The sequence below is a fragment of the Spiroplasma endosymbiont of Phyllotreta cruciferae genome (assembly GCF_918697755.1).
The window spans coordinates 64,858-81,607 of record NZ_OU953854.1; the positions used below are offsets into that span (position 1 = coordinate 64,858).

19 protein-coding genes are annotated in these 16,750 nt (G+C 27.8%); 2 read left to right on the top strand and 17 right to left on the bottom strand.

Going from position 1 to position 16,750, the window contains the following annotated elements; all coding sequences use genetic code 4:
* The first annotated feature begins 197 nt into the window (after positions 1-197).
* On the top strand, positions 198-1,229 hold the full coding sequence (trpS, locus tag NL276_RS00395) for a tryptophan--tRNA ligase (protein ID WP_370281045.1): 1,032 nt from the start codon (positions 198-200) through the stop codon (positions 1,227-1,229).
* A gap of 6 nt (positions 1,230-1,235) precedes the next feature.
* On the opposite strand, the gene NL276_RS00400 is transcribed toward trpS, so the two are convergent.
* The 11 genes from NL276_RS00400 to NL276_RS00440 form a co-directional block, all read right to left on the bottom strand.
* Complete coding sequence (locus NL276_RS00400; protein ID WP_253301509.1) at positions 1,236-1,982, bottom strand: hypothetical protein; 747 nt, start codon at positions 1,980-1,982, stop codon at positions 1,236-1,238.
* On the bottom strand, positions 1,939-2,106 hold the full coding sequence (locus NL276_RS00405; RefSeq protein ID WP_253301510.1) for a lipoprotein: 168 nt from the start codon (positions 2,104-2,106) through the stop codon (positions 1,939-1,941). The genes NL276_RS00400 and NL276_RS00405 overlap by 44 nt, the downstream gene beginning before the upstream one ends.
* Positions 2,107-2,188: 82 nt before the next feature.
* Positions 2,189-2,440, bottom strand: a complete 252-nt coding sequence (locus NL276_RS00410; protein WP_253301511.1) for an aldo/keto reductase — start codon at positions 2,438-2,440, stop codon at positions 2,189-2,191.
* Positions 2,441-2,452: 12 nt separating this feature from the next.
* Positions 2,453-2,599 carry a hypothetical protein gene (locus NL276_RS00415; RefSeq protein ID WP_253301512.1) on the bottom strand — a complete coding sequence of 49 codons (147 nt, stop codon included), beginning with the start codon at positions 2,597-2,599 and terminating at the stop codon, positions 2,453-2,455.
* Between the two features lie 37 nt (positions 2,600-2,636).
* Positions 2,637-3,005: an aldo/keto reductase gene (locus tag NL276_RS05030; RefSeq protein WP_370281046.1), complete on the bottom strand. Its 369-nt coding sequence runs from the start codon at positions 3,003-3,005 to the stop codon at positions 2,637-2,639.
* 145 nt (positions 3,006-3,150) lie between these two features.
* On the bottom strand, positions 3,151-3,306 hold the full coding sequence (locus NL276_RS00420; RefSeq protein ID WP_253301513.1) for a hypothetical protein: 156 nt from the start codon (positions 3,304-3,306) through the stop codon (positions 3,151-3,153).
* Between the two features lie 185 nt (positions 3,307-3,491).
* Positions 3,492-3,623: a hypothetical protein gene (locus tag NL276_RS04955; protein ID WP_256468772.1), complete on the bottom strand. Its 132-nt coding sequence runs from the start codon at positions 3,621-3,623 to the stop codon at positions 3,492-3,494.
* 131 nt (positions 3,624-3,754) lie between these two features.
* Complete coding sequence (gene rmuC / locus NL276_RS00425; protein WP_253301514.1) at positions 3,755-4,924, bottom strand: DNA recombination protein RmuC; 1,170 nt, start codon at positions 4,922-4,924, stop codon at positions 3,755-3,757.
* A 60-nt stretch (positions 4,925-4,984) separates the two neighbouring features.
* The gene (locus NL276_RS00430; protein WP_253301515.1) at positions 4,985-6,214 is read right to left on the bottom strand and encodes an IS3 family transposase; all 1,230 of its coding nucleotides are present in this window, start codon (positions 6,212-6,214) and stop codon (positions 4,985-4,987) included.
* A gap of 105 nt (positions 6,215-6,319) precedes the next feature.
* A complete protein-coding gene (locus tag NL276_RS00435; RefSeq protein WP_253301516.1) occupies positions 6,320-7,483 on the bottom strand; it encodes a hypothetical protein in 1,164 nt (387 codons plus the stop codon).
* A gap of 109 nt (positions 7,484-7,592) precedes the next feature.
* Positions 7,593-8,300 (bottom strand): hypothetical protein, encoded by a 708-nt coding sequence (locus tag NL276_RS00440; RefSeq protein WP_253301517.1) that lies wholly within the window; start codon positions 8,298-8,300, stop codon positions 7,593-7,595.
* Between the two features lie 250 nt (positions 8,301-8,550).
* Here NL276_RS00440 and NL276_RS00445 point away from each other — a divergent pair, with 250 nt between their 5' ends.
* Complete coding sequence (locus NL276_RS00445; RefSeq protein ID WP_253301518.1) at positions 8,551-9,687, top strand: hypothetical protein; 1,137 nt, start codon at positions 8,551-8,553, stop codon at positions 9,685-9,687.
* A gap of 52 nt (positions 9,688-9,739) precedes the next feature.
* On the opposite strand, the gene NL276_RS00450 is transcribed toward NL276_RS00445, so the two are convergent.
* From NL276_RS00450 to NL276_RS00475, 6 genes are all read right to left on the bottom strand, one after another.
* Positions 9,740-10,927, bottom strand: a complete 1,188-nt coding sequence (locus NL276_RS00450) for an acetate kinase (RefSeq protein WP_253301519.1) — start codon at positions 10,925-10,927, stop codon at positions 9,740-9,742.
* Positions 10,928-10,959: 32 nt separating this feature from the next.
* Positions 10,960-11,928 carry a phosphate acetyltransferase gene (pta, locus tag NL276_RS00455; protein WP_253301520.1) on the bottom strand — a complete coding sequence of 323 codons (969 nt, stop codon included), beginning with the start codon at positions 11,926-11,928 and terminating at the stop codon, positions 10,960-10,962.
* A 128-nt stretch (positions 11,929-12,056) separates the two neighbouring features.
* Positions 12,057-12,710 carry a copper homeostasis protein CutC gene (locus tag NL276_RS00460; RefSeq protein WP_253301521.1) on the bottom strand — a complete coding sequence of 218 codons (654 nt, stop codon included), beginning with the start codon at positions 12,708-12,710 and terminating at the stop codon, positions 12,057-12,059.
* Positions 12,711-15,752 carry a DNA polymerase III subunit alpha gene (locus NL276_RS00465; RefSeq protein ID WP_253301522.1) on the bottom strand — a complete coding sequence of 1,014 codons (3,042 nt, stop codon included), beginning with the start codon at positions 15,750-15,752 and terminating at the stop codon, positions 12,711-12,713. It abuts the gene before it with no gap.
* A 70-nt stretch (positions 15,753-15,822) separates the two neighbouring features.
* Complete coding sequence (locus NL276_RS00470; protein WP_253301523.1) at positions 15,823-16,170, bottom strand: hypothetical protein; 348 nt, start codon at positions 16,168-16,170, stop codon at positions 15,823-15,825.
* Positions 16,157-16,750, bottom strand: a 594-nt coding sequence (locus NL276_RS00475) for a tRNA sulfurtransferase (RefSeq protein WP_370281040.1), incomplete at its 5' end; no start/stop codon positions are given. The genes NL276_RS00470 and NL276_RS00475, both read right to left, overlap by 14 nt.

The window sequence follows — 16,750 nt, forward strand, 5'->3', positions numbered from 1 at the left end:
TCAATTTTTGACATAATTTTGTACTCTCCTTCTAAGTCTATACAGGTATTATATTATTTGTTCAAACAATAGTAAATAAATTACAGAAAAAATTCAAGAAAAAACATCATTTTTCAGTGTTTTTTGATGGCAAAGAGAAAATTATTTGCTATGATATTACTAATATAGTATTAATTTTAGAACAGGACGGAAAAAAGATGGACGGAAAAAAACCAACAATTGTTTCAGGAATTACTGCCACTGGACAATTAACATTAGGAAATTATATTGGCGCAATTAAAAATTTTATTGAACTACAAAAAAATAATAACTTAATTATTTTTGTTGCAAACTTACATGCGATTACAATCCCCATTGGAAAAGAAGAATTACGAAGTAATATTAAAAATATGATTGCGTTATATTATGCTTGTGGATTAGATCCCAACAATGCAATTATTTATGTCCAATCAGATGTCTTAGAATTAACACAATTAAGTCATATTTTATTATGTAATACCACTGTTGGAGAATTATCACGAATGACTCAATTTAAAGATAAGTCAATTAAAATGAAAGCTGAAAATGGCACGGAATTTATTCCAACTGGTCTATTAACTTATCCAACTTTAATGGCCGCTGATATTTTATTATATGATGCTGACTTAGTTCCGGTTGGAAAAGATCAAAAACAACATATTGAATTAACACGAAACATTGCCGAACGAATGAATAATCGTTACCAACAAGAACTTTTTAAACTCCCTAATGATTTTATTCCCCCAGTTGGTGGTAAAATTATGGATTTACAAAACCCAACTAAAAAAATGAGTAAGTCATCAAATGATCCGAAATCTTTTATTGGACTATTAGATGCACCCGATGTTATTCGTAAAAAAATTCGTTCAGCAATGACTGACTCTGATGGAAAAATTGCTTATGATCCCGAACAAAAACCGGGAGTAAGTAATCTTTTAACAATTTATGCTGTTTTAAAAAACATTACAATTGAAGCTACTGTTAAAGAATTAAGTAATTGTGATTATGGACAGTTAAAAGAAGAAGTAGCAACCGCTATTATTGCATCCTTAGAGCCAATTCAAACAAAATATCACCAATTAATTAAAGATGACACCATTGACCAATTAATTGATGCTGGAGCAGAAAAAGCCCGTTATCTTGCCAATAAAAAATTAACAAAAGTTAAAAATACAGTTGGTTTAAATTTAAAAGAAAATAAAATACAATAATTATTCTTACCGAATTTCATATTTTAACTTGTTTAATTGTCAACGATAATTATTTTTTTGATCACTAACATTAAAATTAAATTCCCCTTGGTTACCAATTTGTTTAGTATCTAAATTATTAAACTGAAAATTAATTTTATCTGTTAAATAAACAACTAAATCAGAAATATTTTTAATTGTTTTAATATTGCTAATTTTAAAATTATTAGAATCAGTATAAACATTTGTTAACCATCTTGTCATAATTGCTTCGTCAGTTATGTTTTGTGAAAAAATAAAACTTGGGTTAGTTTGAATATAATTAATTAAATAACTTGATAAATCTTTATTAATTTCATAATTTCAAAAAACATTACTATTTAAATTAATTGTTAAATAATAAATTGTTGTTGTTAAATGCTCTCCTTCAATTGTTGTTTCTTGCATTGTTGTTTCACCCGTTGTATAACTATATGCAGTCGTGTTGAGAATTAAAGGAAACAGTTGAAAATCACGATACAATTGTTCTGGTGCTGGTAACTTTGATGGCATTGTCACAAGATATGTTTTAAATAAAACATTTTGTTTTGATAATTCAAAAACTGAAACTGTTTCTGAATTAAAGGCATAATTAATAATTGGCGCTAAGGTATGCGCTTCTTTATCTTTATTAAAAGTTGTAAAAATTAAATCATCATTATTATGTTTTACTCAATAATCGCCTTCATCGTTAAATTCTTGCAAAGTAAATTGTGATAAAAAACTGACTAACATCTGCTTCCATATCGGTATTTCGCGTTGGAACATAATGTTTTACTTCTTGTTGACAACTAATTATTGTTGTAACAGGTGTTGCAATCATTGTTATAGTTCCCAATACACTAATTATTTTTTTCATCATATCATTCCTTTTGTTAAGTTATATTGTAAATTATAACAAAAAAATAAAAAAAGATTTTTAAAATTATTGGTTAATAATTTTAAAAATCAACATGATTTGGATCAGGACCCAATCTTTCTTGTGATAATGCAAATAATGTTGTCATATCTTCTTCATATAACATAAAATCATCTAACTGCGTATTAGCAATCAGACGTTCTTTATGTGTTGATTTTGGAATAACAACAATATTTTGTTGCACTGCTCATTTTAAACAAATTTGTGCCGGGGTTTTTTGATGTTTTTCAGCAATTTTTAGGATTGTTGGATTTGTCGTACATTTTCCTTGCATTAATGTTGCTCATTACTCAACAATAATTCCATTTTGTTGACAAAATTGAACAACAGCAGTATTGTTTAAACCTGGATGTAATTCAATTTGATTAACCATTGGTTTAACTTCACTAATTGCCATTAATTCTTCTAAATGACTAACTTTAAAATTACTCACCCCAATTGCTCGAATTTTTTTGCCTTATAAGCAGTTTCTAAGGCGCGAAAACATTCATTACGATCAGCAGTTGGCCAATATGGACTAAACATAAATCTAGATAATCAGTATCTAATCTTTGTAAAATATTATCAACTTCTTGTAACGCAGCATCATATTTATGATTTGCATTTCAAATTTTACTTGTAATAAAAATTTCACTACGGGGAATCCCACTATCTTTTACTGCTTTTCCAATGATTGTTTCATTGCCATAATACTGCGCTGTGTCAATATGACGATAACCACTCTGTAATGCCGTTAAAACAGTTTGATAAGTTTCGGTTTCATCAGTTAGTTTATAAGTCCCAAAACCAATTAATGGTATTTTAACGCCATTTAAAAGGCTTAATTTTGTTTCAATTAATTACATTTTTATCTTTCCTCTTTTCTCAGGCCTTTATTATATAAATAAATTATACACTAAATTATTCAAGGATATGAAGGACAGCATTGCCTAAAATATCAAATAAAAAAACAGAACCACTAATAAAGTAGTTCTGTTTTTTTATTTAATTATATAATCTAATACTATTTCCAAGGCTTATTTTACTTTCTAAACTAGCATAAGAAGCTCTTCAATCTAATAAATGAAAAAGAATTAGTTGGAAATAATAATTACCTTTATATCAATAAAAGTTTATCCCAAATTTTTGTTTTGTTCCCATTCAAGCAGAATAGTAATATGTATCAATTTCTTGAATTGTATTTGCTGCTACTTTTTTAATTTCTTTAATTGATGTTACACCGCTAATATTATTGTTATTTGTAATAATATTTTCTAATAAATTATTTTCTGTTTTTAATAAACTATTAAAAGTATGATTTATTTTTGGAATCGTATATTCATATTTTACTTTATCTCTACCTTCATAAGGATAACCATATAATGAGCAAATTGCTGTAAGTTTAAAATTCGAGAATCTGCAATTGTTTTAATTCCACTTTCTATTAATGTTGATACAATTTTTTGTTGGCCTGCCACTAATTTAACAACGCCAACAAGGTCCAAGTTCCTAGCGGAACATTCTTGCACCATTATCTGACAATTTGTTTTAATACGGGCTAAATTTCATATTAGTTTTGGATACATAGTTTCTATTCTTTCTTTTTATGTTAGTTTTCATCAAGCGGTTGTTCTAATTGTTGGTCATTTAAAATTTTGTTATATTGGCTATGAATTTTATGATGAGTAGTATTCAACTGATCAATATTACCATTTAATTTTATAAAGTTTTTTGTAAATTCTTCTCATCGTTCAACTCATCGATCAAACTCACCTTTTATTCGTAATAAATTGTTTTTAATAACTTCTAGGTTTTTATTAAAAGAAACTTCACGCATATGTTTTTCGAGCACAAATAAAATAGCCGACAAAGTTGTTGGTGAAGTAACTCATACTTTCTTTCGAAAGGCAAAAGTAATAATTTCTTCTGGAAATTGCCCATAAATAAAAGCAAATAAGTCTTCTGAGGGAACAAACATAATTGCACTTGAAATTTCGTTTTCTAAGTTAATATATTTTGCAACTTCATTAACACGATCCTTTAAATCCTGTTTAAATAAATTCAAAAATTTATCTTTAATTGTTTTTTCACTAGCTTCTAAATATTTATTATAATTTGTTAACGGAAACTTAGCATCAATCGCAATATTTTCCTTTGCCCCACCAGTTTTAACTAACGCATCAACTAGGGTCCCTGTTGGTAAACGATACTGACGTTCTCACCCTTGGTGCCCTTCACCATACATATCACTCAATACTTTTTCTAACAAATATTCTCCTAAATTACCTCGTTTTTTATTATTTAAAAAAATATCATTTAATGCTTTAACTTTTTTTTCCACTTCTTTTAAGGTTGCTGAGGATTCTTTTAGAACATTTAGATTTGATAAAACATCACTAAACGATCTTGAAATAAATTGACCCTGATTATCTAAGTTATTTTTTAAATCACTGTCTTGCTTTGATAAATTGCTTTTAAAACTATTTAAACCCTCATTTAAAATTGCAATATTACGATTAAACTGGCTATCATTGTCTGTTGAAGAGCGTTGAAACTCACTAATTAATTTTAATAACTCCTGTTTTTGTTCTATAAGTTGTGTTTGTAACATTGTTACTTGTTTTTCTAAAATTTCTTTTGATGCTTGAATATCTTTTTGTAATAATGCTGAATCATTATTGGCCATTGTTTTTTTACTTGATTTAAACAAATAAATCACTAATAAAACAACTAAAATAAATAAAATAATTCCTAATAAAACATACGAAATTGTTGTCATTATGCTCCCCTTTTAATTTTACAAACGATCATTAATATGTCCTTTTAATTATAAACTGTCTTAACAAAAAAAGAAACTCATTAACTGAAGATGTCAATTAAAATTGACAGAAAAAAAGATTTTTTTATTAAAAAACTCCATTCGTTGTTCGAAAGGAGTTTTTCTTTGCGATATTCTTGGCCTTACAAAGTTATAAAACTCAATATAGTTCGAAACAATTTCATAAATATTATTTAAATTTAGTTCATTTCGTTGATATAAATATATGCATTCTTTTTTAAATGAACTAAATCAAGTTTCACATGCCCCATTATCTGGTGAATTTCCTCTTCGAGACATAGAAATAACCATGTGCATACTTTCACATAAATCCTTCCACATTGGTGAATTATATGAGCTACCCTGATCACTATGAATTATTACATTTTTTGGTTTTCCTGAATAATTTCAAGCTGAAACTAAATTTTTGTAGCACAAATTTCTATTTAGATTATTAGATAATTTTCAATCTAAAATTTCACCATTAAATAAATCTCTTACAATTGATAAATATAACATTTTATTTTTTATTGGTAAATATGTAACATCAGTTACTCATTTTTGATTAGGTTTAGTTACAACAAAATTTCTGTTTAAAATATTTGGAAACCTTAATGGTCCAGATTTTAAATAACTTGGCTTAATTTTACGTTTAATAGATTTAATTTTTAAAATTTTCATGTATCTATAAACAACTAATTTGTTAAGTTTTATGTTTTTATATTTTTCTAATAAAATACTCAGCATCAGATATCAGTAGATACCTTTAAATTTATTAAATAATTCTAATATTGTATTGGCAAATTTAATATTATAATTTTTATACTTAGGCATTCCATTTTTTATTCATAAATAATATCCTTGTCTAGTAACTTTTAATTTTCGGCATAAAAAATCAACAAAATAATCTGCTGATAAATTATTAATGGCGAAGAACTTATCTTTAATAGTCTTCGCTTCATACTTTTTTAGTGCAAGATGGAGCTTTGCAATTTCTTCTAATTCAAAGCGCGACATTTTATTCACATCATCAGTCATAACTTTTGATGCTTTCATTCTACGTTTTGAATGCTGAATTGTTTGCAATCCACGGCCTCACTCTAAATTATCAACATTTTCTTCAGCCTCAGCGCGTCATCTTTGAATAGTTGACTTTGCTACATTATATTTTTCTGCAGAACTTCTCACTCCATTTTGTTTAGAAAATTCTAATATTTCAATTTTTTCATCTTTATTTCATTGTTTTGCCATAAAAAAGAACATCCTTTCAATAAAATTATATAACAGAAATTTTAACTCTCTTTTTTCTGTCAATTTTATTTTATATGTTCAAACACATGCGTTTCTTTTTTTCTTTTAAGAAAAAGTTACATTTAAAGTATACGATGGAATCTCTGTCATCAATGATGCTAATGAATCTGATGCTGCTAAAATTTTTGATCCTGGCTTAGCATTAACCGTTGCCCCAGACTTATCTTCTTTAAAGGTTACTAAAATTTCATCATATCAGATATCTTTATATTGATCTGCAAATTGTTGTCCTAATAATTTTGCCACAAGATCATAACGTAAGTTATCAACTGTTTCTGCACTATAACTTTTATCTAATGTCACATTAATTGTGCTATCATTTGTTGGTTTAGCATCATTGGTATTTAAAAATTTTCGTGGTGTTGAATGAATTGTAAAATTAGCTGTTAATACTGACTTATTAATAACTCCTGCCGCACTTGCTTCAATTTTTAAACTTCCGACCCCATTATTTGTATTAATTGTTAAACTAATTCCTTTATTACTCATTGCATCCAACATTACTGTCAGCATTGTACCTTTATATAAAGCGGCAAAACGGTTACGATCACCAACAAATTCCATAATAGCAGCTGTTAATTTTGTTCATATTCCCTCATCGCTCGGTTTGCTTTTATAAGCATTTCATAATTCTTCAGCAATATAAATATCACCAATATTTGTTAAAGGAAATGCTTCTAAAAAGGTAATTGGTTCATTAACAATTTCTATCGCTATTGCTATTACTTCTCCCGTAAAATTTCCACCATCTTTTGGAGTAATTGTTGAATTATAACTAGTTTGATCAACTTTAACGTCAACATCATTAAGTGTAAATTTTGTTCCATTTAAACCATTAACAGCATCTAATACAGTTTGGGCTGGCAAAGTTTTTCCCATTGCAGCATCATATGGCATTGATGTCACTGTAATAATTTTAGTAATATCATTGGTTGGTCATGTTAAATCCATTTTTTTTGTTAAATATGGCTTGTTTGGTGCATCTGGCATGAAACGAATCGTTGCTGTTTTCATTCCTGGTGCTAAATCAACATCTAAATTATCAACATTGTAACCTTCTTGTTTTAATTTTGCTTTAATATTAGAAACTGTTGGAAAAGTTCCGTCCGTTTGTCCACCTTTATTGTTAACATCCTCGCAAGCAACTACAGCCCCCGCAATTGGTGCTGTTAATGCTAAAGAAGTTAAAACTATCATTAATTTTTTCATTTTCTTTATCTCTCCTTTGTTTTCATTTTAATAAATTTAATTATAACTATTAAGTAACATAAATAATAAATCAAGTTTTAATAAAAATATTTCCCTTTATAAAATCAGATTAAGTATTAACATTTGTGGCGGGGTTTGTTTCCTTTTTAAAAATAAGTAAACGATAACTTTTAATTATATTGGCAATTAAAAGCGATATAATTATTAATTTCTTTAATAAAAAAATAATTAAATCATTAAATCGATATTTAACAAAAGCATATGACCCTAAAACAATAAAAAACAATGTTAAATCCATCAACGGATTAAAATAAATTAAATCATTAATTTTATATCAATAAACTAAATAAACTCGAAAGGTAATCAAAGTAACAAAAAAGGTAATAACAAATAAAGCATAAAAGAAATAAAATGAAATTAAAATTGATTGATAAAACTGATAGTAAAATTTTGTGAATCGATTAAACAAAACTGTTGCAGAAGTATTAACATAAACCTTATATGATAATAATAAAATATTAGCTATTCATAATAATAGTACAATAATATTGATTTTCAAAATATTATCTCATTGCAAAATAATTCGTTTATAATGCTTAAAATTTTGTAAAACTTGAATTAAAATTGCTAAGAAAAATAAAAAAGCACCCGTTATTAAAATAATATAAGTTAAATTTAAGGTCACATTAATAAAAGCCCAATTAGCATAATGACGAATAAAACGAGTTAAAAAAAATGAAATTGCAAAATATAAAATAAATAATATTGAATATATATTAAAAAATTTTTGAAAATACTTTTTAAAATTTGTTTTCATTTTAATCACCCATATAACGTTGCATAGTTAATATTTATTATATCTAACTTTATTTAATTAAAAAACCCTTGTGAACTAATAGTTAAAACCAATTAACAATTATTTTACTTATTAATAATAATATTCAGAATAATTATACCGTGAAAATTTTTAAAATAAACGAAAAAATAATTTTTTATGATGCTTTTTTGACATATAATGGAAAAGATAATAATGATAACTTTTTCCCAAAAAAGAATGGAGCCAATATATGCACCAAAAGCAAATAAGTTTTTTTATAAAGAAAAGCGGTATTTTTTGATTTTTTGCCATCCCATTATTAATTATTATTGTTGTTGTTAGTATTGGTGTTTTATTTGCAACAGGATGATATACTATTGATTATCAAATTGCCAAAGAATTTGCAAAAGGTTTAACAAATGAGTTTGCAAAATATTGAGTCCGTTTTTATGATCAATTAGGAAATACAAAATTAATCGTAGTTGTAATTATTTACCTTGCCATTTTAATTGAAACATGGTTTTTGTTAAAAATTAATCAAAAAAAGATGAAATTTGAAAAATACTATTCAATAACAACTACTTATTATCTTTTTGGTTTAAGCGCCTGAATAATTGGTAATATCGTAAATTTAACATTAATTCCTAGTACTGATGAAGGATTTGGTCCTGGAATTGATTTTATCTTATTTGATAATTACCATTATAAATTAACAAGTGCAATTTTAGTTTTCTTTTATCAAACAATTCTCTTAAGTCTTGGTTTATATTATATTCGTTATTGCTTGGTCAAAAAACAACGATTATTAATTGAACAACATTGATTAAAGGCAGTAAAAGCCTTGAGTTTTTTAATTGTGTCTTATTTTGTCATTGTTATTATGAAGGGGGCAACCCATCGAATTTACTATTATAATGCTATTTTTGGTGATTTAATACAAGAACACCCTCTCTTTTTAGACCACTATTTACAATCATCTTTTCATTATGGTTATAATCTTGGAAATGGATATCTTAATAATATTCCCCCAGAATGACAATACCCATGATGAAAACCAGCATTTTCCTTATTTAATAACCCAAATATGCCAACATTTAAAACACCGTGAGAATATGCTTTTCCTGGTGGCCATATTAATGCAACATACTGCAGTGGTTCAATAATGCTCTTATTTTTAAAAAATAAGGACAATAATAAAATTAATTGAAAAATAAAACTATGCTTTGTCTTATGATTAAGCCATATTTTATCAATGAATTTTACCCTTATTGTTGAGAGATTTCACTGAATTTCATACACTGCTTTTACTTTTATTTTCTCAACGCTCATAATTATTATTATTCATTTTAGCGTTAATAAAATCTTTGCTAAACATCTTATTTTGTAATAAGAAAAAGGGTTTAAAATTTTAAACAAAATTTTAAACCCTTTTTAATTTTTTATTTATTAATTAAATGATATGTATCTTCACAAATCATCACTTCTTCATTTGTTCGCATTGCATACACCGGACAACTTGCTTGTGGTGTTGAAATTAAATTTTCATTTTCATATGAACTTTGATTTGCTTGCGCTGATAATTCTAAATTTAAAAGTTTAACTTCATTAATTACCAATTGTCGCATATCACTTGAGTTTTCACCAATTCCAGCCGTAAAAACAACTGCATCAAGATTAGTTCCTAAATCATTAGCATAAGCAACAATATACTTTGCAATTCGTTTTGCACTCATTGTTAAAGCTAACTGACTACGGTTATTATCTTTGCTACTTTTAAAAACATCGCGTAAATCTGAAGATACCCCTGAAATTCCTAATAAACCAGATTTTTTATTTAACGTATTAGTAATGTCATCTAATGTAGTACCAGTTTGGTTGGTAATAAACCGATGAATTGAAGGGTCAATATCCCCGCTACGTGTTCCCATAATTAACCCCTCTAATGGTGTTAATCCCATTGAAGTATTGAAACTTTTTCCATTTTTAACCGCACAAACAGAAGCCCCATTCCCTAAATGACAAATAATTGTATTAAGGTTAGCAGCAGGTTTTTGTAAAACCTCTCCCAAACGTTTTGTAATGTAACGATATGAAATTCCATGAAAACCATAACGACGAACTTGATGTTCAGTATATCATTCGTATGGCACTGAATATAAGTAGTTTTCCTCTGGAATTGTGGTATGAAACGATGTATCAAAAACAGCCACATTTGGCACTGAAACAATATTACGGAACGCTTCAATTGCCTCAATTGCAGGTGGATTATGCAATGGTGCTAAAGTAACCATTCGTTTAATTTCACCAAACACCTCGTCAGTAATAACTGTTGATTGTGTAAACTTTTCCCCGCCATGAACAATACGGTGTCCAATTCCTTGAATATCAGCAAAATCTTGAATAATCTTATGCTCTTTTAACTTAGCAATTAAAACCTTTGCTGTTGCACTATGGTCTGGTAAAACTTCATTTGTTTGAAACTCTTGGCCATTAAATTTAATTGTAAAAATTCCATCAATATTAATTCGTTCTGCTAAACCTTTACAAATTACTTCATAATTATTATCAATTACTTTATACAGTTGGAATTTCATTGAACTACTTCCAGCATTTATTACTAAAATCATACTATTTTTTCTCCTTCACTTAATTATTTTTATTATTTATGCACACATAAATATGCTGTAACAAGAACAGTATTATAAATATCATTAATTGTTGCTCCCCGTGATAAATCATTAACCGGACGATCTAATCCAATCACAATTGGACCAACTGCTTCAAATCCCCCTAAGCGTTGTGCAATTTTATATCCAATATTCCCAGCATCTAAATTTGGAAAAACAAAAATATCGGCTGGAGCTGTTAAAGCTGATGTTGGTGCTTTCTTATTACGAATCGCATCATCTCATGCAGCATCAAATTGAAATTCACCATCAATCCGACAATCTTTTAATTCTTTTCCTTTTAAAATTTCATATGCTTCACGAACTTTATCAACAGAAGTTCCACGCCCTGATCCTTTTGTTGAAAATGATAATAAAGCCATTTGTGGTTTTTTAAATTCAAAGACTTGACTTGCTTCATATCCTAAATAAGCAATATCTGCTAGTTCTTCCGCTGTTGGGTCAATGTTTAATGCACAGTCAGTAAAAATATAACGTTCATCATTACGAACCATTAAAAAGAATGATGAAACTAATTTAACCCCTGGTTTTGCTTTAATAATTCGTAACGCTGGGCCAATAATATCTTTAGTATCATAAGTAATTCCACCAACCATACCATCAGCTAAACCTTTTTTAACTCATAATACGGATAAATAATTACATTCACCAACTAACCGTCTTGCTTCAGCAATTGAAACTTTTCCTTTTCGTAAATCAACTAAATGTTCAGCTAGTTCTGATATATTTTGTTCTTCGGCAACTAAAACTTCTGCCTGATAATCAGCAATATCTGTTGGGACTTCAGCACGAGTTTTAAAAATAAGAACTGGTGTAATGTTTGTTCCAATTAAACGTTTTGCAACTTCTTGAATTCGTTCTGAATTTCCTTCCGGAAAAATGATTTTAATTCTTTTTGAAAATTCATTAATTTTTTTAAGTGTATTTTCTAATACATTCATTTTTGACCCTCTTTCTCATTAAATCTTTACCAAATAATTATATTACTTTTTTTAATGATTTTAGAAAAAGTGTGTGATTAATTGGCAATTATAAAATAATTTTTGGTATTTTAATTAAATTTTGCTCTTTATTGTAGTTGCTGTAATTTTGATAAACTAATCGTTGTTTTTCATGTTTCATCTTCACGAACAGCACTACCCAAGTGAATGGCATCACAATACTGACTAATTGTTTGATAATTGGTTAAATTAATTCTGCTCCCGCCTTGAATTTGAACACCATAATTTCGCAATGTCTGTAAAGTTGCTAAATTCTCCCCAATTGGCGCAATTCCCCCCTGGGTTAGAATGGTTTTAACCCCTAACCGTGCCAACTGTTTAACCGCTACGATTTTATCGAGAATTAAATCAAATGCCCGATTAAAAGTAACTGCTAACGGATGTGCTAAGGTAATTAACTCTTGCATTCGAACAAGGTCAATTTGATTGTTGGGTGTTAAAATGCCAACAACAATCCCTTCTGCTTTAGTTGTTTTAATATAAGCAATATCCTTTTTAATTTGCTGATATTCATCATCTGGACAATAAAAATAATCATCACGATGACGAACCATGACACGAATTGGAACCTTAATTTTTTCGGTGCTTTCTTTAATGACATCGTATGGTGGGGTTAAACCCCAACGATTTAAATCAGTACATAATTCAATTCGGTTAATATTCCCTGCTTGTGCAATAATTTGACAATCTTGATAATTTGTTGCAATAATTTCAATAAACATTTATTCTTTCTCCCCACTAATAAATTTAATGCGATTAATAATTCCGTTAATTTTATTATTATATGTTCCTAATTTAATATTTAATAACAAAATGTTATTTACCTTTAATAAATTTGCATAATCTTTATAAATACCAGCAAAGGCTGTAATACTAATTTCACCACTTTCATCATAACAGTCTAAGAAAGCCATCTTATTATTATTTTTATCAATAATTACTTTAATTCGTTTTACTAACACTAAAACATTTGTTGATCCTAAACTTAATCGTAAATTACTAATTAATGTTGTTTTAGCTTGATAACCTTCCTTTTCACGAATATACTTTAAAGGATGGTTTGATAAATAAAATCCTAAGAATTCATATTCTTTTTCTAAGCAAATAACCTCATCATCTGGCTCAATTACTAACTCTGGCTTTTCAGCTAAAGAAAAATCAATAACTAAGTTTTCATTTTCTTCTTTGGTTTTAATTAATTCAATATAGGTAATAATCTGTTGGTAGTTATTAAACAAAGTAATGCGATTCATTTTAAACAAATCTAATGCTCCCGAAAAACATAATGCTTCATAAGTTTTTCGATTCAACCCTTTTTTATATAAACGAATAAACAAATCATATAAGTCAACAAAAGGACCATTTTTTTGATACTCACTAGCAATTTTTTTAAAGAAAGCAAAACCAATTTGTTTAATAATTAATAAGGGAACACAAATTTGATTATCAACAGTATGATATTGTCGATATTGCGCATTGATATTAGGAGGAACAATTGTTAAATGATTCTTTTTTGCTAAAGCAATATAATCATTTGTTTTATGTTCATCACCAATCACATTTGTTAATAAACTAGCTAAAAACTGGGAAGGATAATTTGCTTTTAAATATGCCATTTGATAACCTAATAATGAATAAGCAACAGCATGACTACGGTTAAAACCATAGGCAGCAAATTTATAAATTAATTCTCAAATTTCTTGGGCTGTTTTTTCAACATAATGGTTTTTAACCGCTTCTTTAATAAATTCAGCTTTCATTTGAACCATAATACTTGCATCTTTTTTTCCCATTGCTCGTCGTAAAACATCCGCTTTGACTAGTGAAAAATTAGCAACTTTTTGCGCTATTAACATAACTTGTTCTTGATAAACAATGATACCATAAGTTGGTGCTAAAATTTCCGTTAAGCGATCATCAATGTAAGTAACTTTTATTAAATGTTTTTTTCGTTGAATAAATAGTGGGATATTATCTTGTGGTCCTGGCCGATATAATGAAGAAGTTGCTACAATGTCTTCTAGTTGATCAGGAACCATATCAACTAATACTTTAGTCATTCCTGGAGATTCTAATTGAAAAATTCCTTTCGTATCTCCTTGGGCTAACAGATGATAAGTTTTTTGGTCATTCAATGGTAATTTATTTGCATCCAATTTTACTTTTGTCTCTTGATAAATATTATTAATAACATCATGCAAAATCGTTAAATTTCGTAATCCTAATAAATCCATTTTCAAAATCCCCAATTCTTCTAGATAGTTCATTGAATATTGAGTTTGATAAATTCCATTATAACCTTCTTTAACTGGAATAATTGTTTGTAATCGTTGTTGTGTTAACACAACTCCCGCCGCATGGGTTCCTGTTTGTCGTGGTAAACCAATAATTTTTTGTAAATGTAAAAATACTTGGGGGTATTTTTTTTGATAAATTTCAAAAACAGGATTAGAACTAATTGCTTGCTCATAATGATAATTATGTTCCAAAGGAACCGCCTTACTCATCTTATCAGCTTCTTCAATTGCAATATCAAAAATTCGACAAATATCACGAATTGCCATCTTCATTCCAATTGTTTGAAAAGTAACGATATGAGCAACATGATCACTACCATACTTTTCAAACAAATATTCAACAACCATTTCGCGCTTATCATCTTGAAAATCAATATCAATATCAGGCAAACTTTTTCGCTCTGGATTTAGAAAGCGTTCAAAAAGAAGATTATAAGCAATCGGGTCAATTGTTGTAATGTCTAACAAATAACTAACTAAACTTCCAGCTGCACTTCCTCGTCCTGGACCAACAAAAACATTTTGTTGTTTAGCATAACGAACATAATCTCATACAATTAAAAAATAATCATTAAAACCCATTTTATTAATGACATCTAATTCATAACTTAACCGTGCTTCATATTTTCCATAAAAACCATTTACCTTCTTTGCTTTTAACGCTGTTTGACAAATTTCTGCTAAAAATTGTTGCGCTGTTTGACCACTCGGAATTGGATATTGTAATAAATTATCAAAAATAGTCCCTTTGCTTAATGAAAAAATTTCAATATCAGTAATAAAATGTTTAATATTTTCAAAGTATTGTTGATAACGACTTGGTGGTGCTACTCAACCATATCAATCATTTAATTTACTTTCTTTAAACAAAGTTTGTGTTTTAATCGTATCAACAACTTTATACGCTGTAAAATCATCACTGGTAAAATATTGTACTTTATTATTCCAAATAATTTGTTCTTCTGGTCCTAAATTTTGAAAGGAATCGATTAAGGTGGCATTACCATTATTAATTCCTAAAAATAAATCACTTGTGTTAACTAAATTATTTTTTAAAATTTGAAATACTTCTGGGTGATAATTATCAACAGTATAATTAATAATGATTTTTAAGTCTGTTGTTAAGAACTTACTAAGATAATTAAAAGTTAATGTTGTTTTATGTTCAGCGTTAATCATTATTAATGATGAAATTTCAACTAAATTAAAATACCCATTTTGATTACGGGCAAATAAATTCAAATTATAGGGTTCATTATCAAACAAAATTATAACATTTAATCCAATAATTGGTTTAATGTTATTTTTTTGTGCAAGTTGATGAAACTCATAAACTCCAAACATATTACTATCACAAATTGCTAAAGTTGATAATCCATTCGTCATTGCATAATTAAAATATTTATCAAACGTAATTAAGGATGATAATAAACTATAACTTGTTCGAACATTTAAATGGGGAATCATCATACTTATTACCTCTTTCTACTTTCATTTTAACGAAAAAGAAAATAAAAACCACAGTTGTGGCCTAATTTTATAGTTTAATAACAATAACAATAATCATTACAACAATTAAAACTGCTAAAATTCCAAAAACTAAAAAACGCCATACCCGAGGTTTTTTCTTTGGTGTCATTTCTTGTAACAATTCTTTTTCCAAATCAATTGCATTTTCATTATAAAAATTATTTTTTGTTTTATTCATATTTACAACTTTAATATCATCATCTTTAAAATCACGAATAATTAAAAACTCTTCATCAATTAAAATTGTTTCTTCCAACAAATTAGTTCGTGAACGTTCTGCTGTTCGCAATTCTCGTTCATTAACTAACGTCTTTGTTGCTTCTTTCTTTTTTTGAAAAAGATTATCTTTCTTCATAAATTTCATCCCCATCAATTACATATGTCTTTATATTCTTCCTAATTATAACATCAATTATTTCCTGTCACATTAAATTTTGTTCTTGAAACTCTGCTTGAGCTATCCGTGGTTTTGTCATGGGATTTTTTGGTACAAAAAGACTGCAACAATCTTCAAACGGTAAAATTGATGTTTGATAAGTATCAATTTCTTTTGCAATTGCAATAATTTCATTTTTATCAAAACATAAGACTGGCCGTAACACTGGTAATGGTGAAACAGTATTGATAACATTAATACTTTCAATTGTTTGTGATGCAACTTGCCCTAATGATTCACCAGTAATAATTGCCTGACAATTTCATTTTGCCGCTAAAATATTTGCGATTCGATAAAACATGCGGCGCATAATCGTAATCCTGTAACTTCCATCGGGGATATGCATTAGTTCGTGCTGTAACATTGAAAAATTAACAACATGCAAGCGTTGTTGATTTTGACCAGTATAATGATGTAATTTTTGAACTAAAGTTTTGACTTTTTCTAGTGCTTCTTCACTTGTATGGGGTGGTGTTGCAAAATGTAAATATTCAACATT